Below are 19,729 nucleotides of genomic sequence, written 5' to 3'. Positions count from 1 at the left end.
AGAAAGAAGATATTTTTTCCAGAGGAGGAGAAAGCGGATGGAGCAGGTAGTGATTGTATCCGCCGGGCGTACACCAATCGGTACGTTTGGTGGCGCGTTAAAAGATGTAAGCGCTCGCAAGCTGGCTGAGACGGTCATCAAGGGTGTGATCAACCAGACAAACCTCGATCCGGCGCAAGTAAACGAAGTCATTCTGGGGAATTGCATTCAGCGATCGGATGAACCCAATATTGCCCGTGTTGCCGCTCTGGACGCCGGTCTGGAGAAAGAGGTGACAGGGTTTACCGTCCAGCGCCAATGCGCATCCGGGATGCAGGCAATCGCGAGTGGAGCGTCGCAAATCATGCTGGGAGAAAGCGACGTGGTGATCGCGGGCGGCGTGGAGAGCATGAGCAACGCTCCATACGTCCTGAAGCATGCCCGTTGGGGAAAGCGGCTCACACACGGAGAGATGACCGATTCCATGTGGGAGCTGTTGACCGACCCGCATCACGGCATCCTGATGGGGGAGACAGCGGAGCGGCTCGTCGACCGCTACGGCATCACCCGCGAAGAGCAGGATCAGATCGCCCTGCGCAGCCAGCAAAATGCGATCCAAGCAATAGACGATGGCCGTTTCCAGGAAGAGATCATCTCTGTACCCGTGAAAAAACGGGGTGAAACCGTGTACGTGGATACCGATGAGCATCCGCGGCGGGGAGTGACTTTGGAGAGCCTTGCGAAATTAAAACCGGGTTTCCGGGAGCAGGGGACGGTCACTGCCGGTAATGCCTCGGGTTTAAATGACGGAGCATCTGCGGTCATTTTGATGAGCGAGCGAAAGGCGCGCGAAGCCGGTTTCACACCGCTAGGGCGCATCATCTCATATGCGTGGGCGGGAGTAGAGCCTGACATGATGGGGTACGGACCGGTGCCGGCTGTGAAAAAAGCGCTGGCGCGTGCAGGATTGACTTTGGCCGACATGGATTTGATCGAGGTAAACGAGGCCTTTGCAGCTCAATACGCCGTCGTGGAAAAGCTGCTGGAATTGCCCCGGGAGATCACCAATGTAAACGGAAGCGGGATAGCCCTCGGTCACCCGGTCGGCTCCACCGGCTGCCGGATCGTCGTAACACTGCTCCATGAAATGAAGCGGAGGCAATCGCGGTATGGTCTGGCAGCACTCTGCGTCGGCGGAGGAATGGGCATGGCGATGATCGTGGAAAGAAGCTGAGCGAAAAAAGAGAAAAGTGGTTTAAAAGTAGCGTCCCCTGTTAAAAATGAGAGCTAGACCCCATCTACGTGCAGCAGAGATGGGGTTTTTTCGTACACGACATCTGTCGTGGCCTGTTTACTTCAAAGGGGGAACGCATTTATGAATCTCTTTTCCTGGTTCCGCAAGCGTGGCAAGCGGGTGATCTGGTACGGACTGATGGGAGTGGCCCTCTCACTTTTGGTGTCCATCGGTTATGGCATCTATCAGTACAAGCAAATGACGAGTGAATGGTATGCACCGCTTGAAGCAAAGCCGGGCGTCACCGTTGAGAGGCCCGCATCAGCCGCAGCCCCTCTGGAGCTGATTGCCGGCACGAAACCACTGAAGCCATTTGTGCTGCTCGTTCTGGGAATCGACAGCCGGGACGGGGAAAGAGCCCGATCGGACACGATCATGCTGGCTTCCATCCATCCGGAAAAGCAGCGTGTCTATTTATTATCGATCCCGCGCGATACTTACCTGGAGATCCCCGGCAAAGGGCATGACAAGCTGAATCACGCCATGGCGCACGGCGGTCCCAAGCTGGTGAAGCAATCGCTACAGAGCTACCTGGATGTTCGCATCGACCGCTATGTCACAATTGATTTTGATGGATTCCGGAAGGTCGTGGACACGCTTGGCGGAGTGCCGATCGAAGTAAAAAAGAAAATGAAATATACGGACCCGACTGACGATACCCATATCGACCTGAACCCGGGGCTGCAGACGTTGAACGGTGCCCAGGCACTCGACTATGCACGCTATCGGAAAAGCGACCTCGGCAAGGAGGACAGTGACTACGAACGAATCAACCGCCAGCAAGAAATCGTGAAAGCATTGGCAGAGAAAGGTACCTCGGCGGAGGCATTTGCCAAGGCCTTTACCCTGATGGAAATTTTAGGCGAGCATGTGAAAACCGATCTGACCGACAGGGAAATTGCTTCCTTGCTGCTTTCTTACAGCGATCCGACGCCCAATACCATCCTCTCCGATACGCTTACCGGGGCAGACGAGCGAATCTGGCATCATAACGTGCTCGGCTGGTATCACCTCGTTTCCAAGCAAGAACGGCAAAGAGCGAAACAGAGCCTCTTGTCGGAGTTGGCTCCCTGATAAGGAAACGGAGAGCGGGAGATGTATCGTCGCATGAAGCGAAGGTACATCTTTTTTATTTACAACGATAATATGGACAAGTTTTGTAATTTTTGTTGGAAAATTGATTATCTTTCGAATAGAATGGAGATGGAAGAGGTTATGAATGTGGATCGTACGGGAGAGGTAAGGTCAATATGGGATTGGAGGGATTGCCCATGTCTATTGCCAAGCCTTGGATTGCCAGTTACCCGCCCGAAACCGCACCGTCACTGGAATACCCCCGTGTTCCTTTGACTCATTTTCTGGAAGAAGCGGCGGCAGAGTTTCCCGAGCGCCATGCGCTTTATTTTATGGGAAAACGATTGACCTACCGTGAGCTACTGACCATGTCGTACCAGTTTGCCAACGCCCTGATCAAACGGGGTGTGAAAAAAGGAGACCGGGTCGCGATCATGCTGCCCAATTGCCCCCAGGCAGTCATTTCCTATTACGGCGCTCTGTTCGCCGGGGCTACTGTCGTCATGACCAACCCGCTTTATACGGAGCGGGAGCTGATTCACCAGTTGCATGATTCCGGTGCTGAAACGATCATTGCTTTGGACCTGTTGTACAAGCGCGTCACAAGTGTCAAGCATTCTACTCCGTTAAAACGTCTGATTATTACGAGTATTGGTGATTTTCTCCCGTTGCTCAAAAGCTGGATCTATCCCTTCGTCCAAAGAAGACAAGGCCAAAATCCGCAAGTCGTCTATGGAGGCGAAGTGGAGGCCTTTCTTTCCGTTTTAAAAGAAAGCGCTGCCAAGCCTGTGGTCCCTGATGTAGACCCGGAAAATGATCTGGCTCTGCTGCAGTATACCGGAGGCACGACCGGAGTGGCCAAGGGCGTCATGCTCACCCACAAAAACCTGATCGCCAATGCAATCCAGTGCCGTGCCGTGCTGTACAAATGCGAGCGGGGCAAGGAACGGATTTTGGGAGTGCTTCCGCTGTTTCACGTATACGGCATGACGACGGTCATGAATCAGGGGATATCGATTGCAGCCGAATTGGTTTTGGTTCCCAAATTCAATGTGAAAGAGATTCTGAGCCTGATAGACAAAACCAAACCGACGTTGTTTCCCGGCGCGCCGACGATGTATATCGGCTTGATCAATCATCCCGATCTGGGGAGGTACGATTTGAAGTCGATAGAAGCATGTGTCAGCGGTTCTGCGCCGTTGCCGGTTGAGGTACAGAACCGGTTTGAAGAGCTGACGGGAGGAAAGCTGGTGGAAGGCTACGGGTTGACCGAGGCATCCCCTGTCACCCATTCCAATCCGGTCTGGGGCAAACGGGTAAACGGCAGCATTGGCCTGCCCTGGCCCGATACGGATTGCCGGGTAGTCGATCCCGCCACGGGTGAAGCGCTTCCGCAAGGCGAGATTGGCGAACTGGCTGTCAAAGGTCCGCAGGTGATGCGCGGCTACTGGAACCGGCCGGAAGAGACGGCGGCGGTTCTCCAGGACGGCTGGCTGCTCACAGGTGATATGGCGTATATGGATGAGCAGGGATATTTCTACATTGTGGACCGGAAGAAAGATATGATTATTGCCGGCGGTTTTAATATCTATCCCCGCGAAGTAGAGGAAGTGCTGTTCGAGCATCCGGCCATACAGGAAGCGGCGGTGATCGGCGTTCCCGATCCTTACCGGGGGGAAACGGTAAAGGCGTATGTCGTCTTCAAGCCGGGACAGCAGATCGGTGACAGCGAACTCGACGAGCATTGCCGGAAACGGCTGGCCGCCTATAAAATTCCGAGGTTTTACGAAGTGCGTGAAGAACTTCCCAAAACCATGGTGGGCAAAGTGCTCCGCCGCCAGCTCCAAGAGGAGGAAAAGGCGCGGCATCATAGGGAAGAACAAGAGAAAACGAGCTGAAACAGCGACGAGGCCCATCTATTTCCAGGGCCTCTTTTTTGCGGGGAAAGGTCCCCCTTTACGCTTGCTGCAAAGTGAAACGGCAGGGATTGACAGGACAGAGGAACTGTCTTACACTGAATATGAATGAATAGTCATTCATTTCAGTTTTCAAGACTTGCAGATCAACGTGGAGGGAATCATGGCGAAAAAAACGGGGGAAAAGTATCAAGCCATTATTGATGCGGCAGTTCGCGTCATCGCTCGACAGGGCTATCACAGCGCCCAGGTATCCAGAATTGCAAAAGAGGCGAAGGTAGCGGACGGCACCATCTACCTCTACTTTGAGAACAAGGACGACATCCTCATCTCGCTTTTCAACGAGAAGATGGGTGCTTTTATTGAGGAAGGCCGAGGACGCCTGGAACAGGCAGAATCCATCGAACAAAAATTGTACATCCTTGTTCACACTCATCTGGGCCAATTGTCTCGCGATCCCGAGCTGGCCAAGGTGACGCAGATTGAATTGCGTCAATCCAATCCTGAAATCAGTGAAGGCATCGGTACGGTCATGAAACAGTACTTCAACCTGATTGAGGAATTGGTCAAGGAAGGTATCGAAAAGGGCGTATTTCGTCCCGATATCGATGTACGCTTGGCGCGAAAAATGATTTTTGGCACGCTGGATGAAGTGACGACGTCCTGGGTCATGAAAGAGTGCAAATACGACCTGCTCTCTCATGTTGATCCCATTCATAACCTCTTCCAATTTGGTATGAAGGGCAAATGAGAAAAGAAAACGCTTTTTTTGAAAGAGTCCGTTTGTTACAATGGGAAGAGCAAGACTGAGCGTTCGCTCAGAAAAATGAGTAACCCTTCCGTTGGGAAAAGGTAGAGGGGGAGAAGCATGTATTCTCATTGGACTATTCATAGGGAAGACCGGGTCGCGGTGGTGAGCGTGAACCGACCTCCGGCCAACGCTTTGAGCCAGGAGACCTTAAAGGAACTGAACGCACTTTTGGATGAACTGGAGAGCGACGCTGTAGTCAAAGCGATTGTTCTCACCGGAGAAGGGCGCTTTTTCATCGCGGGCGCTGACATCAAGGAGTTTACAGAGCTGCAGCCTTCCGATGCCGAAGCGATGGCCCGCAGCGGGCAACAGACATTTGACCGTCTGGAGACTTTTCCCAAGCCGATTATTGCGGCCATCAATGGAGCTTGCTTGGGCGGAGGCTTGGAGCTTGCATTGGCCTGCCACATTCGGTTGGTTGCACCCGAGGCGAAGCTGGGTTTGCCTGAGCTGAATCTTGGGCTGATCCCTGGATATGGCGGCACACAGAGGCTGCCCCGGCTGGTGGGACGCGGACGCGCTACGAAAATGATCCTGACCTCGGAGATGATCGGAGGAGAGGAAGCGCAGCGCATCGGTCTCGCGGAGGCTGTATATCCTCTCGACCAGCTCCTGGAAAAGGCAAAAGAACTGGCTGCCGTGATCGCCGAAAAGGGTGCCGTTTCCTTGCGTCTGGCCCTGAATGCGATCCATACGGGCGTAACTGAAGGGCAAACCGCTGGCCTTCTTGAAGAAGCGAAGCTGTTCGGTCAGTCATTTGACACGGAAGACATGAAAGAAGGGGTTACCGCTTTTTTGGAAAAACGGAAGCCGCAATTCTCGGACCGCTAAGACGGACCCATGGCTGAATCGTCACTATGAGGAGGTATTCTTGTGAATATTCTGGTTGTCATGAAGTCAACATTTGATACAGAAGAAAAGATCGTCATCCAGGATGGAAAGATTCAGGATGACGGAGTGGAATTTATCATCAACCCCTATGACGAATATGCGATTGAAGAAGCCATCAAGCTGAAGGAAGAGCACGGCGGTGAGGTAACCGTAGTCTCCATCGGCGCAGATCGCGTTGAAAAGGAACTGCGCACCGCGCTTGCGATGGGTGCTGACAAAGCCGTTCTGGTGGATGACGAGTCGCTATTTGGCGATGAATTCACAACGGCCAAGGTGTTGGCCGCCGTCGCAAACAAGGTGGGCTACGACATCATTCTGGGCGGACAGATGGCTGTCGATTCCGGTGCAGGACAAGGCGGTCCTCGTCTGGCTGAAGAGCTGGGAATCAACCACGTATCAACAGCAGTAAAGCTGGAGGTAAACGGGACTTCTGTCCGTGTCGAGCGCGACGTGGAGGGAGACATGGAGGTTGTGGAAACCAGCCTGCCTGTCCTGATTACCGCGCAGCAGGGATTGAACGAACCGCGCTATCCTTCCTTGCCGGGTATCATGAAAGCGAAGAAAAAGCCGCTGGATCGTTATGCTGCAGATGATCTCGGGCTGTCTGCCGCAGATGTAGCTGCCAAGACGGAAGTGGTCGACCAGACCCTGCCGCCGAAAAAAGAAGCAGGCCGCATCCTTTCCGGAGAGATACCTGCACAGGTTTCCGAATTGGTGCAATTGCTGCGAAATGAAGCGAAGGTAATCTAAGCGAGAGGGAGAGAAGAACGATGAAAAAAGTACTGGTAATCGCTGAAGTACGTGACGGACAATTGCGCAATGTCTCTCTGGAAGCACTCGCAGCAGCAGGGACACTGGCAGCAGGCGGCGAAGTGGTAGCTGCCCTGCTCGGACCTGATACAGGGAAACATGCCGAAGCACTGGGGCATCACGGAGCTGGCACCGTTTACGTCGCTGACCATGCTGACCTTGCCCAATATACGCCAGATGCCTATGCGCAGACTATCAAGCAACTGATTGAGTTTGTCAATCCGGATGCAGTCGTGCTGGGTCATACCGCTATTGGCCGTGACGTGGCTCCGCGCGTAGCGGCTCGTCTCGGACTTGGCCTCATCTCCGATGTAACCGGACTGGAGGATGGCCCGGTATTTGTCCGCCCGATCTATGCAGGAAAAGCGTTTCAGAAGCGCCGTTTCCAAGATGGGAAAATCATGGTCACCATCCGTCCGAACAACATCGCTGCAGGTTCGGCAGATACGGCCAAAACGGCGACTGTCGTGCCGTTTGAAGCAGAGATCAAGGACCTGCGCTCGATCGTGCGCGAGGTCGTTCGCAAAACCAGCGGCAAAGTAGACCTCTCCGAAGCGAAGGTGATCATTGCGGGAGGTCGCGGAGTGAAAAGCGCTGAAGGCTTCCAGCCGCTCAACGAGCTGGCTGAGGTGCTGGGCGCTGCAGTCGGCGCTTCCCGCGGTGCGTGCGATGCCGATTACTGCGATTATTCCATGCAGATCGGGCAGACCGGTAAAGTGGTTACACCTGATCTGTATATCGCCTGCGGAATCTCGGGAGCGATTCAGCATCTGGCCGGAATGTCCAACTCCAAAGTAATCGTCGCGATCAACAAAGATCCGGAAGCACCGATTTTCCAGGTGGCGGATTACGGCATCGTGGGCGATCTGTTTGAGGTGGTTCCACTGCTGACTGCTGAATTCAAAAAGGTTTTGGTGTAGAGTACGTCTTCTGTTGTATCTGGTGACGAAGGATACTTGTCTTTGAAAAACATGTCTTTGAATAGAAATGCAGCCTTGCTTTTGCGGAAGCAGGGCTGTTTTTTTCATCCATACTTTTCAGATAATAATTACGCTGGAACGGGGCTGTGGTGAGAAGAAGCATGTTTCCCTGCTCAGCTCCGTATTCCGCCCCCGGGGAAGTGTTTACTGTCCGCTCCAGGGCGATTCGCGGGGGAGACGCAAAAGCAGCAATGCTTCGAGGTCATCCCAAGGTTGCGCTCCTTTTTCCCGCGAATCGCCCCTTCGCTGGGTCAGGGCTCCACAGTCGCACCGCAGGGAAACATGCTTCTTCATGAGTCCGCTGCTTTTAAAAAAATACTCTGTTACAGATAAAATGTTGATATTTGATGCTTGTACGAATTCTTGATTTAATTCATACGAGAACGAACATTCGGGGGAGATGTTTGAAATGGACAAAGCGTTCAGCAATGTGTAGTCCATATTCAACAAACGAGCTCTTCACCGTAAAACGTGCTTGATCTCCCTCTATCGCAGTTTTTCGTAGTTATGTAGCCGGTTTACACTCCAGTCTAATGCGAATCTTGAATCTCTCTAGATTGCGGTAGCCGTAGGCTCTTCGTTTGATCACCTTCACTTTGTTGTGTGTCCCTTCAATCTTGGCATTCGTTACCCGAAAGGAGAAATAATTCTGAATGGGCTCTCGCCACTGGACAATCGTTTTGGCAATGGAACGAACCGCAGGAGTCGGAGAATAGAGATGGTCGTCAATCCATTTCTGAAGTGCTTCCTCGCCTGCCTCTTGGGTTTGAACGGCATACACGGTTCTTATGTCTTGAAGCGCAAAGTAGAGTCGTTTGAGGTGTGGATCTTCTGCTAACCAATTCTTCAGTTCCTGAAGCTCTTCGGGCTTCAGCTTGTCAGGGATCGTATGGAGCAGGCGTTGCTCATGTCTGCCCCGACGATGTGTTCCACGAGCATGAGTGCGTTTTCGGGTAGCTTCCAACGCTTTCGAGAAAAGCTGGATCACGTGAAATTTATCTGCTACCACAAGGGTATGCTTCCAGACTTGGCGTACTGTTTCAGCCATTCCTGGAGCCAAATCCGTGACAACTACATGGGGAGCCTTACGAAAGGGCCATTGCTGCAGGGCGTTTCGTACCTGTTCACGTGAACGTCCTTCTGTGACTTGCCAGATATGACCGGTTTGAGCATCCATGAGGTTCACGCCGTACTTATGTCCTTTTTGCAACGCAAACTCATCCAGACAGACCACTTCAGGAGCTTCATGTTCTTTTGGTTGAGCAAGGCGTTGGGGGGCCAGTTGGTAGTACCAGCGTTCGAGTGTCGAGTAGGCCACACTCAATTGCTTGGCAACCGAGAGCAAATCCCGGCCGCGGCACATATCCACCGCCATCTCTTGAAAAGCAGAGGTGACCAATCCTCGAGGCGGGATACCGTTCCATTCCACTGTCCATGTAAGCCCACAACTCGCACAGCGCTGGCGATACACGGGAACGGATACCCAGACGGTCCCCCAAGAAGGAACGAAACGATGACGAAGAATACGCCGTCCAGGACGGGCATGGTTGGTACTGGCTCGGAGACAGATCGGACAAAGATAACAAGCAGAATTCGGTTCCAGAACAGCGATCCAATCCGTTTCCGTTGTTTTTTCCCAATGAGTGAGATGGAATGATGGAAGTCTGACAAAGTCTGTGCTAAAATCAAGGCACAACGCAGATTTCCTCCTTTTCAGTGGTTGTCTCGACAACTCCCACGATAGAGGAACATCTGCGTTTTTTCAATGTCTAGCACGGGTTATGGTGATGAATCAACAAACGGGTGAATAGTTAAATTTAGTATGAAACCTTTTATGTGAAAACACGTCTATTCTATAAGGTTACAGAAAAGTCAGAATAACAAATAGAGGTATAAATGAGAAGCTTACTTTTGATCACTTCCATCATTTCAATCATCTTTTTAGTTTCTTGTGTTAAGGATACTACTAATGTTGACGAGAAAAACACGCATGTAGTCACGGAAGATAGCGGGAAAGATAGTGTGTTAAACACAGAAATTTCGCCCAGCACGGAACAGAATGAACGACAAAATTCCCCCGATTATTTAGCCAAAAATGAAAGTGTACTATCTGAGTCTGATATTGAAACAGCTTATGAGATGTGTGTGAATGCATTGACTGACTATTATAAAGCTGTCTGGAATGGCACGAATATTGAACTGGATGCGTTTATCGAAAACGATAACCTGAAACAGTATACGCTAAAGAAGATTCTATCCCAATATGACGTGTATAAAAATGTAACTGAAAATTCGGTGCAGGATATTGTTATTGGCGCTTGGGAAGCGGAGTTTACTAATAATGAGGATGGAGGGTTTCTCTATTTAAAATTACCTGTGGAAATTATTAAAAGTGTAGGTAGTTATGGTGAAGTCACTGAATTTCTCGTACGTAATGTAAACGGTAAGTTAGTCATTGTTGATTGGTATACTGGTGCAAAGGATAGTTATGATTTCCTAACGCGCGGAGAGAATTTGACGATTGATAATCCCAAGGTTTGGGATAAAAGTGAATAAGAAAGTAAAAACTGGATTCGACATAAGACGGAACCTCGTGATGAACAATCACAAACGTTTCCCCTGATGCTTATCTTAAAATCAGTTACCTTCAAATTCACTGAATCACTGACTTTTTTATCTTTTCTTTTAAACCTGTAAACACCAAAACGGATCAAGAAGAAGCATGTTCCCCTGCGGAGCGACTTGCGGAGCCCGGCTTAGCGGAGCAGCGGATGGCGGGAAAGAGGGGCGCAACCTTGGGATGACCGCGAAGCAGTGCTGCTTTTGCGGACCCCCGCCAGCCGCTGTGGAGCGGACAGTGAAACATCCTATGCAGGGCGGAGAACGGAGCCGAGCAGGGGAACATGCTTCTTCTCACTGCAGCCCCGCAGAAACGTTCCTATATTCGTAACTAAGTACTAAGCAGAAACATAAAATATTGCCCCGAACAACACCAAATCAAGAATAGGCTTTACAAAGCACGAATAGGTCACAAGCAGATCGGAACAAAAAAACTGCAAATAGGAACAGCCTATTCGGACACAATATACGTTGACATGGCATAAAGTGTCGCCGAGCGTAGTCAATTTTTTCAGAGGATGGTATACTGAGTGGCGTGTGGAACCTTTTTCCGTAACGAATATAAGGAGGTTTTTTTCCATGGCTATCGTAAATGCAACCGATCAGACCTTTTCCCAGGAAGTTGAGCAAGGCGGAACTGTCCTGGTTGACTTCTGGGCTCCTTGGTGCGGCCCTTGCAAAATGATCGCACCTGTACTGGAACAAATCGACAGTGAAGTGGGCAGCAAGCTCAAAATCGTCAAAGTAAACGTCGATGACAATCCGGAATCTGCAGGACGTTTTGGCGTCATGTCCATCCCTACCCTGATCGTATTCAAAGACGGTCAACCTGTGGATAAAGTGATCGGCTTCCAACCAAAAGAAGCGCTCATGGGCACAGTCGGCAAACACCTGTAAGACTAAAAGCCAGATTCGAAGGACGAAGGCAGCATTCGCTTTATGCGGGTGCTGCTTTTTTTACGCACTTTTTTCTCTTTCCGGCTTCGTTTCGGGCCTGCACCGTGAAGCCCTTTTTAGACAGCTAACCATGCTTCCTTCCGACGCGGGAGCTTAACAAATGGAGACAGATTCCGTCGAGTTTTTTCCTAAAACATGTTAACATGAAGGATAGAACGTATATTCTCGCGACTGTCTGATCAGGTCAGGAGAAGCGATAAAGAACGGTACGAATTCTCGATCAAACCAGTCACCGCAGGTCTGTGCCGGAAAACGTGAGAGGCTTGTACAAACCATTCGTTTACGGACAATCGGGAAGGGGTTAGGAGAAATGAAAATGAAAAAATTTCCACGCGAACAACGTGAGTACGTCATCAGTCAAATCCAGCAATATTTTCAGGAGGAGCGGGGCGAAGAATTGGGACATTTGGCCTCGGAGCAAATACTCGATTTCTTTTTAAAGACAATCGGTCCCATCGTGTACAATCAGGCGGTGGATGATTGCCGCGTGCTTGTCATGGATCGTGTAAACGCCCTGGAGGATGAGCTTTATACGCTGGAACAGCCGCTCACGACCGAAAGAGGACGATAATGCAACGAACTCGGCCGGATGATCCAAGCGATTGAAGACAAGGGACCATCCCTGCAGTTGAAAGACAGGGAACCGTCACCACAGAGCAAGAGAAAGAACAGTCATCAAGAAGGGGGGAGCAGCCTTGCACAGCTCCTTGAAAGACAAGCTAGCCGTCCTGCCGGAAAAACCGGGCTGCTACCTGATGAAAAACAAAGAGGGCGAAATTATTTACGTGGGCAAGGCCAAAGTGCTGAAGAACCGTGTTCGCTCCTATTTTACAGGCAGTCATGACGGGAAAACGCAGCTTTTGGTCAGTGAAATTGCCGACTTTGAATATATTGTCGTTTCTTCGGCGATCGAAGCGCTGATTCTGGAGTGCAATCTGATCAAAAAGCACAACCCGCGCTACAACGTCCGGCTGATGGACGACAAGACCTATCCCTACATTAAAATTACCAACGAAAAGCAGCCGCGTCTGGAGATCACGCGAAAGGTGCTGAAGGACAAAGCCCGTTACTTTGGTCCCTATCCCAACTCAGGTGCAGCCTCCGAGGTAAAAAAACTGCTCGATAGGCTCTATCCGCTGCGCAAATGCAAAACCATGCCCAAACAGGTTTGCCTGTACTACCATTTGGGACAGTGCCTGGCTCCCTGTGTCTACGAGGTAGAGGCGGAAGAGAACCAGCGGATCGTGGAAGAGATCGCCCGTTTTCTCGACGGCGGACACGAAGAGATGAAAAAGCAGCTGACAGAAAAGATGCAGCTCGCAGCCGAAAACATGGAGTTTGAGCGGGCCAAGGAATACCGTGATCAGATTCGCAGTATCGAGGCGGTCATGGAAAAGCAAAAGATCACTTTGACCGATACAGTGGATCGGGATATCATCGGCTACTCGGTGGAAAAAGGCTGGATGTGCGTACAGGTCTTTTACATGAGACAGGGCAAAATGATCGAACGTGATACGACCTCCTTCCCCTATTACGGCGGCGAGAAAGAGGATTTCATGTCCTATGTCAGCCAGTTCTACTACGATAAGCAAAGTGTGCTACCGCGGGAAATTCTTCTGCCGGAGGAAAGCGATCCGGAGCTGTTGGCCGAATGGCTCGGCATCAAGGTGCATGCGCCCAAACGGGGCAAGAAGCGCGAACTGGTGCAAATGGCCAATGAAAATGCGCGGATTGCCCTAGAGGAGAAATTTGCGCTCATGTCCAAGGACGATGCCCGGACAATCCAGGCTGTTCACAATCTGGGCCATATTCTCGGCATTGGCACCCCGCACCGGATCGAAGCGTTTGACAACTCCAACATCCAGGGAACAGAGCCAGTTTCGGCGATGGTTGTCTTTACGGATGGTCGGCCGGACAAAAAAGAGTATCGGAAATTCAAGATCAAGAGCGTCGAGGGGCCGGATGATTACGGATCGATGCGCGAAGTCGTGCGCCGCCGGTACACCCGCCTGTTGAAAGAAGACCAGCCACTCCCCGACCTGATTGTCATCGACGGCGGAAAAGGGCAGATCAGTGCGGCCATGGACGTGCTGGAAAATGAGCTGGGGCTCTATATCCCGGTATGCGGTCTGGCGAAAGATGACAAGCACAAGACGGCCCAGCTTCTTTATGGAAATCCTCCTGAGCCGGTTGAGCTTAGGCGGGACAGCTACGAATTTTACCTGCTCCAGCGCGTGCAGGATGAGGTGCACCGCTTTGCCATCACCTTTCACCGGCAATCCCGCACCAAGACACTCCTCTCTTCCCAACTGGACGAGATTCCCGGCATCGGAGAGAAACGGCGCAAGCTTCTGTTCCAGCATTTTGGCTCTCTGAAAAAAATGAAGGAGGCCACTGTGGAGGATTTCCGTCAGGTGGGGATTGGAGACAAGCTGGCCCGGGAGATACTTGCTCACCTCAGGGGTCTGGATACGTAGCGAATCTTCAAAATACTATTTGAACACCAGGAGCATGCGTGTTATAATCCCTTTCAAACAGAATAGTAGCCTCACTTCCCTTATGGAGTGAGGTAGAGGCGCGAAAACCATGAGTACCTCCCTGAGATCGGGCATCGCTGACGGGCAGTGGAAAGGGGGATTCGCCGAAGTACAAAGAGAGACCCGCTCTCTTTCGTGCTGGGCCTGTGTTGAACAAATACAGGACTGTCATCTGTGCAGTATCCCCTACTGTCAGATGGAGAGCTATCTCACGAGCCTGCAGCGTGCTTTTGAGACAGGGTATGTCCTGTCATGTCCAAGCCAGCTTCGGCTCGCGTAGTCCAGGGAAGGAGGAACCGATATTGTCTACGGATGAATAGGCAACGGCAGGTTATATCCTCGTCGTTGCTTTTTTAATAGGAAAACTGATACATGAATGGCGTTTGTTCGATGGACGCATTATCGGACACATTATCGAAGAGAGACAACCGTCTTTTAGGAAAAGGGAGAGAAGCCGCATGGGGTTGGTCGTGCAAAAATACGGAGGCACCTCCGTTGGAACTGTTGAGCGTATTTTTAAAGTGGCAGATCGGATTGTTGAATATAAAGAAGCGGGTCATGATATGGTGATCGTCGTCTCCGCGATGGGCAAATCGACAGATGTTCTGGTAGACATGGCGAAACAGATATCTCCGTATCCATCAGAGCGCGAGATGGATATGCTGCTGGCAACCGGAGAACAGGTGTCAATTTCCCTCCTGGCGATGGCGCTGCATCAGCGCGGGTATGACGCCATTTCTCTGACGGGCTGGCAGGCAGGAGTTGTGACAGAATCGATCCATGGCCGGGCGCGGATCAAAGAGGTTCAGGCGGAGCGCATCCAGAAAGAACTGGCGAGGGGCCGGGTTGTGATCGTAGCCGGGTTCCAAGGGATCAGTGACGAAGGGGAAGTGACAACACTGGGACGCGGTGGCTCGGACACCTCAGCCGTTGCACTGGCCGCGGGACTGCAAGCAGATTGGTGCGAAATCTGCACCGATGTGGCTGGGGTCTATACGGCTGACCCGCGCGTCGTTCCGGCGGCGCAAAAGCTGGACAGCATCTCATATGATGAAATGCTTGAACTGGCTAATCTGGGGGCGGGTGTCCTGCATCCCCGCTCCGTGGAAGCAGCCAAAAAATATAAAGTGCGGCTTGTCGTCCGCTCCAGCTTTTCGACAGAAGAAGGTACGTACGTAGAGGAGGTAGCCAACATGGAAACAGGAAGAGTAGTTAGCGGGGTTGCCCATGATGAAGATGTGGCAAAAGTGACGGTTGTAGGCATGCCGGCACGCGTAGGAACCTTGTCACGCCTCTTCAATACGCTGGCAGACAATCAGGTAAACGTGGATATTATTATCCAAAGCTCCTATGACGCTGACGTGACGAACATCTCGTTCACCGTCGCCGGAAGCGACCTGCAAAAAGCTTTGAACACTTTGGCGGCCAATCAGACTGAGCTTGGCTTTGACAAAGTGGACTACGAGGAAGGACTGACCAAGGTATCTATCGTGGGAGCGGGCATGGTGAACAACCCAGGGGTTGCCGCCGAGATGTTCCGCGTGCTGGCCGAACAGGAGATCACGATCAAAATGGTCTCGACATCAGATATTAAGGTGTCGTGCGTCGTTCCTGCCGCGCTGGCTGATCTGGCAGTACGCAGCCTGCATACCGCGTACGGACTGGATACGAGCACTTTGGCTGTTGTTCATAAAGCCTGATTTGGGCTGCTCTCCCCCCTTTTCATTATGGAAGAGGGGGGTATCCATGTGCAGTGAGAGTTGCTTTTGCCAACTGCTGCTCATATAGATGGATAGATGGAACGCCAGGTCAGGGGGTCAATGTGATCAGGACACTCCCCTTTTCCTCTACTTCCATCCGCACCTCCGCCTCTTTGCCCAGCCAGTTTTCAAAAGCGCCCGCAAGTATCCCGCATTCGAGCGCCAGCGATCTCAGTTTTCGCTCCGTCGACATATAACGAAAAATCGAGTGGGTCAAGCGGTAGCGATACTGCCGGGCTCCCTCTTCCAAGACATCCAGCTGGCCCAATCCCAGCCTGATAAAGGGCATCACCATACCGGTTGCCGATTGAATCGGTATTTTCCGCCCGATGTCCTTCCCCAGCCAGTGCAGGATGGCCTGCTCACTTTCGCCCAGCATGGTTTGCGTCAGGCGTTCGCGGAAGAGATGATAGCCCAGATAGGGCATGTGAATCCGCTCGATATCAGATATCACGGGAACGGAAAGCAGGGCTTCCAGTTGTTCTTGTTTCATGCGGATGCCTCCTTTGTCCTGCAGAGAGCGGAGAGCTTGTCCAGTGACCACGGCCAAATATTTACGCATGCGCGCCGCTCTGCTGGGACTGCTGTCTGATTGGTTGATTTGTTAAAAGATTATGAGAAAGAAAGACTACTTATGACAGAATGATAGAAAAATAGTGTTTTTTTTAGTCCATTCCAAAAATAGAATAAGTCTATTCACTGGCTTGACGCTCCATACGTACAGGAGTACAATTGGTTTTGGTCAAAGTTTTGCCCAACTTTTTTCCGTTTTCCGACACAATCTGCCACGCAATGGGAGTAGTCACCTTCGCTTATGTGTAACCCTGCTGGCAATGGGTTAGGATAGTGGGGAAAAGCTCTAAGAAAAGGACGCGACATATAATTGAAAGGGGGACCATTGTATGGCGAAAGGCCATAGCTTTTTGAGTCACAAGCTGCATTCTTTACTCGGTTTGTTCCCAGTCGGGCTGTTTCTACTGTTTCACCTAACAGCAAACTATCAGGCAACCCGAGGCCCGGAAGCGTTCAATGAAGTCGTAGGCTTGATTGAAAATGTTCCGTTTTTGCTCGTCTTGGAATTTGTCTTCATCTACATTCCCATCCTGTTTCACGCTGTGTACGGGATCTACATCGCTTTTCAAGCAAAGCACAATGTAGGAAACTTCGGTTACTTCCGGAATCAGATGTTCCTGTGGCAGCGACTGACAGGTATTATCACACTTATTTTTATCGCTTGGCACGTATTTGAAACTCGCATTCCCAAGGCGATGGGTGCCGAAGTCAACTATGACATGATGGCTAACATCCTGAGCAGCCCGGTGATGGTCATATTTTATGCAATCGGGATTCTCAGCACCGTTTTCCACTTTTCCAACGGAATCTGGTCATTCCTCGTTCACTGGGGAATTACGGTTGGCCCGCGTTCCCAGCGCATTGCCACTTACGTAACGATGGGGATTTTTGTAATCGTTTCGTTTATTGGCCTGAGTGCGATGGCAGCGTTCATTCAATAGGGATAGGGGGACTCATACATGGCAAAAGGTAAACTGATCATTGTCGGTGGTGGCTTGGCCGGCTTGATGGCTACCATTAAAGCAGCAGAAAAAGGCGTTCCCGTCGAGCTGTTCTCCCTGGTTCCGGTGAAGCGATCCCACTCCGTTTGTGCACAGGGTGGAATCAATGGTGCCGTTAATACCAAAGGGGAAGGCGACTCCACTTGGGAGCACTTTGACGATACAGTATACGGCGGAGACTTTTTGGCAAACCAACCGCCAGTAAAAGCAATGTGTGACGCAGCGCCGGGCATTATTTACATGCTGGACCGCATGGGCGTCATGTTTAACCGTACACCGGAGGGACTCTTGGACTTCCGCCGTTTCGGGGGAACCAAGCACCACCGTACCGCTTTCGCCGGTGCAACCACAGGACAACAGCTTCTCTATGCGCTGGACGAGCAAGTCCGCCGCTTTGAGGCAGAAGGTCTTGTAACCAAATATGAATACTGGGATTTCCTGGGTGCCGTTCTTGATGACAAAGGGACCTGTAAAGGGATTACCGCGCAAAATATGCGTACGTCCGAGATCAAATCCTTCCGTGCTGATGCCGTAATCATGGCGACAGGCGGTCCTGGTATCATCTTCGGTAAATCGACCAACTCGATCATCAACACCGGTACCGCTGCTTCTGCTGCTTACCAGCAGGGTGTGGTCTACGCAAACGGTGAAATGATCCAGATTCACCCGACGGCAATCCCTGGTGATGACAAGCTGCGTCTGATGTCCGAATCTGCCCGCGGTGAGGGTGGACGCGTCTGGACATACAAAGACGGGAAACCATGGTACTTCCTCGAAGAAAAATATCCGGCATACGGAAACCTGGTTCCGCGTGACATCGCGACTCGTGAAATCTTCCACGTGTGCGTAGACATGAAGCTGGGTATCAATGGCGAGAACATGGTTTATCTTGACCTGTCCCATAAAGATCCAAAAGAGCTGGATGTAAAACTGGGCGGTATCATCGAGATTTACGAGAAGTTCGTCGGCGATGACCCGCGCAAAGTACCGATGAAAATCTTCCCGGCTGTTCACTATTCCATGGGCGGCATGTGGGTAGACTATAACCAAATGACCAACATCCCTGGCCTGTTCGCTGCCGGTGAGTGCGATTACTCCCAGCACGGTGCAAACCGCCTTGGTGCCAACTCCCTCCTGTCCGCGATTTTCGGCGGTATGGTAGCTGGACCGAAAGCGATTGAGTACATTAACGGTCTGGATGAATCGGCAGATGACCTGTCTTCTACACTGTTCGATGGCTATACCACGCAGCATCAAGAAAAATACGACAACATCCTGAAAATGGATGGCACAGAAAACGCATACATCCTCCACAAGGAACTGGGCGAGTGGATGACGGATAACGTAACCGTTGTTCGTTACAATGACCGTCTGCAAAAAACAGACGAGAAGATCCAGGAACTGATGGAGCGTTACAAAAACATCAACATCAACGATACGAGCAAATGGAGCAATTCTGGAGCTTCCTTTACGCGTCATCTGTGGAACATGCTGGTGCTCTCCCGCGTGATTACGCTTGGCGCTTTGAAGCGTGACGAGAGCCGCGGCGCGCACTACAAGCCTGAATTCCCAGAGCGCGATGACGAGAACTTCATGAAGACTACGATGGCGAAATACAATCCAGACACGACTGCACCGGAAATTTACTACGAAGATATCGATGTTTCTCTGATAGCTCCGCGTAAACGTGACTATACGTCTGACAAGAAGAAGAAGTAAGAGGGGAGGGAACTGATCATGGCCGAAAAGCTCATTCATCTGAAAATCACTCGTCAAGACAGCCCTGACAGCGCTCCGTACGTAGAAGAGTTCAAAATTCCGTACCGCCCGAACATGAACGTGATCGGTGCGTTGATGGAGATTCAGCGCAACCCTGTAAACGCTCAAGGACAAAAGACAACGCCGGTAAACTGGGAGTCCAATTGTCTGGAGGAAGTGTGCGGCGCTTGTTCCATGGTGATTAACGGCAAGCCTCGCCAAGCGTGCTCCGCTCTGATCGACAAGCTGGAGCAGCCGATTCGCCTGGAGCCGATGAGCACTTTCCCGGTTCAGCGTGACCTTTCTATTGACCGCAGCCGCATGTTTGATGCCCTGAAACGCGTCAAAGCATGGGTTCCGATCGACGGTACGCATGATCTGGGACCAGGTCCGCGTATGCCGGAAGTCGAGCGCCAATGGGCGTATGAACTGTCCAAGTGCATGACTTGCGGTGTTTGTCTGGAAGCCTGCCCGAACGTCAACCAAAAATCGGACTTTATCGGTCCGTTTGCAATCTCGCAGGTTCGTCTGTTCAACCAGCATCCGACAGGTGCGATGAACAAGCACGAGCGTCTGGAAGCGCTGATGGAGGACGGCGGTATCGGTGATTGCGGCAACTCGCAAAACTGCGTACAGGCTTGTCCAAAAGGCATTCCGCTGACAACGTCCATCGCCCATATGAACAAAGAAACAACCAAATACGCCGTGAAGCGTTTCTTCTTCTCGTAAGAAAGAGCGGCTGTTTTAAAGCGTGTCACCACGATAAGGG

Annotated in this window: 17 protein-coding genes and 1 riboswitch; of the genes, 15 read left to right on the top strand and 2 right to left on the bottom strand. The window is 51.4% G+C overall.

Annotation, left to right across the window (positions count from 1 at the left end):
- The first annotated feature begins 37 nt into the window (after window positions 1-37).
- The 7 genes from NDK47_RS19120 to NDK47_RS19090 all read left to right on the top strand — a co-directional run bounded on the left by NDK47_RS19120 (window position 38) and on the right by NDK47_RS19090 (window position 7,695).
- Window positions 38-1,213 (top strand): thiolase family protein, encoded by a 1,176-nt coding sequence (locus NDK47_RS19120; RefSeq protein ID WP_251871366.1) that lies wholly within the window; start codon window positions 38-40, stop codon window positions 1,211-1,213.
- A 141-nt stretch (window positions 1,214-1,354) separates the two neighbouring features.
- Entirely contained in the window at window positions 1,355-2,347 is a 993-nt protein-coding gene (locus NDK47_RS19115; protein ID WP_251871365.1) for an LCP family protein, read from the top strand.
- Window positions 2,348-2,544: 197 nt separating this feature from the next.
- Window positions 2,545-4,245, top strand: coding sequence for an AMP-binding protein (locus NDK47_RS19110; protein WP_251871364.1), 1,701 nt, complete (start codon window positions 2,545-2,547; stop codon window positions 4,243-4,245).
- Between the two features lie 181 nt (window positions 4,246-4,426).
- The gene (locus NDK47_RS19105; RefSeq protein ID WP_251871363.1) at window positions 4,427-5,014 is read left to right on the top strand and encodes a fatty acid metabolism transcriptional regulator FadR; all 588 of its coding nucleotides are present in this window, start codon (window positions 4,427-4,429) and stop codon (window positions 5,012-5,014) included.
- Window positions 5,015-5,131: 117 nt separating this feature from the next.
- Window positions 5,132-5,905 (top strand): enoyl-CoA hydratase, encoded by a 774-nt coding sequence (locus NDK47_RS19100; protein ID WP_251871362.1) that lies wholly within the window; start codon window positions 5,132-5,134, stop codon window positions 5,903-5,905.
- A gap of 42 nt (window positions 5,906-5,947) precedes the next feature.
- The gene (locus NDK47_RS19095; protein ID WP_251871361.1) at window positions 5,948-6,715 is read left to right on the top strand and encodes an electron transfer flavoprotein subunit beta/FixA family protein; all 768 of its coding nucleotides are present in this window, start codon (window positions 5,948-5,950) and stop codon (window positions 6,713-6,715) included.
- A 20-nt stretch (window positions 6,716-6,735) separates the two neighbouring features.
- Window positions 6,736-7,695: an electron transfer flavoprotein subunit alpha/FixB family protein gene (locus NDK47_RS19090; protein WP_251871360.1), complete on the top strand. Its 960-nt coding sequence runs from the start codon at window positions 6,736-6,738 to the stop codon at window positions 7,693-7,695.
- A 565-nt stretch (window positions 7,696-8,260) separates the two neighbouring features.
- Here NDK47_RS19090 and NDK47_RS19085 read toward each other — a convergent pair.
- Window positions 8,261-9,451, bottom strand: a complete 1,191-nt coding sequence (locus NDK47_RS19085) for an ISL3 family transposase (RefSeq protein WP_172920624.1) — start codon at window positions 9,449-9,451, stop codon at window positions 8,261-8,263.
- 200 nt (window positions 9,452-9,651) lie between these two features.
- On the opposite strand from NDK47_RS19085, the gene NDK47_RS19080 reads away from it, so the two are divergent.
- The 5 genes from NDK47_RS19080 (at window position 9,652) to NDK47_RS19060 (ending at window position 15,568) form a co-directional block, all read left to right on the top strand.
- Complete coding sequence (locus tag NDK47_RS19080; protein WP_251871359.1) at window positions 9,652-10,311, top strand: hypothetical protein; 660 nt, start codon at window positions 9,652-9,654, stop codon at window positions 10,309-10,311.
- Between the two features lie 642 nt (window positions 10,312-10,953).
- The gene (trxA, locus tag NDK47_RS19075) at window positions 10,954-11,271 is read left to right on the top strand and encodes a thioredoxin (RefSeq protein WP_003387752.1); all 318 of its coding nucleotides are present in this window, start codon (window positions 10,954-10,956) and stop codon (window positions 11,269-11,271) included.
- 376 nt (window positions 11,272-11,647) lie between these two features.
- A complete protein-coding gene (locus NDK47_RS19070) occupies window positions 11,648-11,902 on the top strand; it encodes a DUF2164 domain-containing protein (protein WP_322112067.1) in 255 nt (84 codons plus the stop codon).
- Window positions 11,903-12,026: 124 nt separating this feature from the next.
- Window positions 12,027-13,808 (top strand): excinuclease ABC subunit UvrC, encoded by a 1,782-nt coding sequence (gene uvrC, locus NDK47_RS19065; protein ID WP_251871357.1) that lies wholly within the window; start codon window positions 12,027-12,029, stop codon window positions 13,806-13,808.
- Between the two features lie 85 nt (window positions 13,809-13,893).
- A riboswitch (Lysine riboswitch) is annotated at window positions 13,894-14,083 on the top strand.
- Between the two features lie 243 nt (window positions 14,084-14,326).
- Window positions 14,327-15,568: an aspartate kinase gene (locus NDK47_RS19060; RefSeq protein ID WP_251871356.1), complete on the top strand. Its 1,242-nt coding sequence runs from the start codon at window positions 14,327-14,329 to the stop codon at window positions 15,566-15,568.
- A 109-nt stretch (window positions 15,569-15,677) separates the two neighbouring features.
- Here the strand turns inward: NDK47_RS19060 and NDK47_RS19055 are convergent, their stop codons facing one another.
- Entirely contained in the window at window positions 15,678-16,121 is a 444-nt protein-coding gene (locus NDK47_RS19055) for a DUF2507 domain-containing protein (RefSeq protein WP_251871355.1), read from the bottom strand.
- A gap of 409 nt (window positions 16,122-16,530) precedes the next feature.
- On the opposite strand from NDK47_RS19055, the gene NDK47_RS19050 reads away from it, so the two are divergent.
- The 3 genes from NDK47_RS19050 to sdhB are packed head-to-tail and all read left to right on the top strand — an operon-like array spanning window position 16,531 to window position 19,689.
- Window positions 16,531-17,142 carry a succinate dehydrogenase cytochrome b558 subunit gene (locus NDK47_RS19050; protein WP_251871354.1) on the top strand — a complete coding sequence of 204 codons (612 nt, stop codon included), beginning with the start codon at window positions 16,531-16,533 and terminating at the stop codon, window positions 17,140-17,142.
- An 18-nt stretch (window positions 17,143-17,160) separates the two neighbouring features.
- Window positions 17,161-18,921 carry a succinate dehydrogenase flavoprotein subunit gene (gene sdhA, locus NDK47_RS19045; RefSeq protein ID WP_251871353.1) on the top strand — a complete coding sequence of 587 codons (1,761 nt, stop codon included), beginning with the start codon at window positions 17,161-17,163 and terminating at the stop codon, window positions 18,919-18,921.
- An 18-nt stretch (window positions 18,922-18,939) separates the two neighbouring features.
- The gene (gene sdhB, locus NDK47_RS19040; RefSeq protein ID WP_251871352.1) at window positions 18,940-19,689 is read left to right on the top strand and encodes a succinate dehydrogenase iron-sulfur subunit; all 750 of its coding nucleotides are present in this window, start codon (window positions 18,940-18,942) and stop codon (window positions 19,687-19,689) included.
- Window positions 19,690-19,729 lie beyond the last annotated feature (40 nt).

Origin of the sequence: Brevibacillus ruminantium (genome assembly GCF_023746555.1) — a bacterium.
Taxonomy (GTDB): domain Bacteria; phylum Bacillota; class Bacilli; order Brevibacillales; family Brevibacillaceae; genus Brevibacillus; species Brevibacillus ruminantium.
Note: the sequence above shows the minus strand (reverse complement) of the source record. Positions and strands in the feature narration are given on the sequence as shown.

What these genes read in the sequence shown, in the direction of transcription:
- NDK47_RS19120 (WP_251871366.1), top strand. Translation starts at nt 38, where the DNA reads ATGGAGCAGGTAGTGATTGTATCCGCCGGGCGTACACCAATCGGTACG.
- NDK47_RS19115 (WP_251871365.1), top strand. Translation starts at nt 1,355, where the DNA reads ATGAATCTCTTTTCCTGGTTCCGCAAGCGTGGCAAGCGGGTGATCTGG.
- NDK47_RS19110 (WP_251871364.1), top strand. Translation starts at nt 2,545, where the DNA reads ATGTCTATTGCCAAGCCTTGGATTGCCAGTTACCCGCCCGAAACCGCA.
- NDK47_RS19105 (WP_251871363.1), top strand. Translation starts at nt 4,427, where the DNA reads ATGGCGAAAAAAACGGGGGAAAAGTATCAAGCCATTATTGATGCGGCA.
- NDK47_RS19100 (WP_251871362.1), top strand. Translation starts at nt 5,132, where the DNA reads ATGTATTCTCATTGGACTATTCATAGGGAAGACCGGGTCGCGGTGGTG.
- NDK47_RS19090 (WP_251871360.1), top strand. Translation starts at nt 6,736, where the DNA reads ATGAAAAAAGTACTGGTAATCGCTGAAGTACGTGACGGACAATTGCGC.
- NDK47_RS19080 (WP_251871359.1), top strand. Translation starts at nt 9,652, where the DNA reads ATGAGAAGCTTACTTTTGATCACTTCCATCATTTCAATCATCTTTTTA.
- trxA (WP_003387752.1), top strand. Translation starts at nt 10,954, where the DNA reads ATGGCTATCGTAAATGCAACCGATCAGACCTTTTCCCAGGAAGTTGAG.
- NDK47_RS19070 (WP_322112067.1), top strand. Translation starts at nt 11,648, where the DNA reads ATGAAAAAATTTCCACGCGAACAACGTGAGTACGTCATCAGTCAAATC.
- NDK47_RS19060 (WP_251871356.1), top strand. Translation starts at nt 14,327, where the DNA reads ATGGGGTTGGTCGTGCAAAAATACGGAGGCACCTCCGTTGGAACTGTT.
- NDK47_RS19055 (WP_251871355.1), bottom strand. Translation starts at nt 16,121, where the DNA reads ATGAAACAAGAACAACTGGAAGCCCTGCTTTCCGTTCCCGTGATATCT.
- NDK47_RS19050 (WP_251871354.1), top strand. Translation starts at nt 16,531, where the DNA reads ATGGCGAAAGGCCATAGCTTTTTGAGTCACAAGCTGCATTCTTTACTC.
- sdhA (WP_251871353.1), top strand. Translation starts at nt 17,161, where the DNA reads ATGGCAAAAGGTAAACTGATCATTGTCGGTGGTGGCTTGGCCGGCTTG.
- sdhB (WP_251871352.1), top strand. Translation starts at nt 18,940, where the DNA reads ATGGCCGAAAAGCTCATTCATCTGAAAATCACTCGTCAAGACAGCCCT.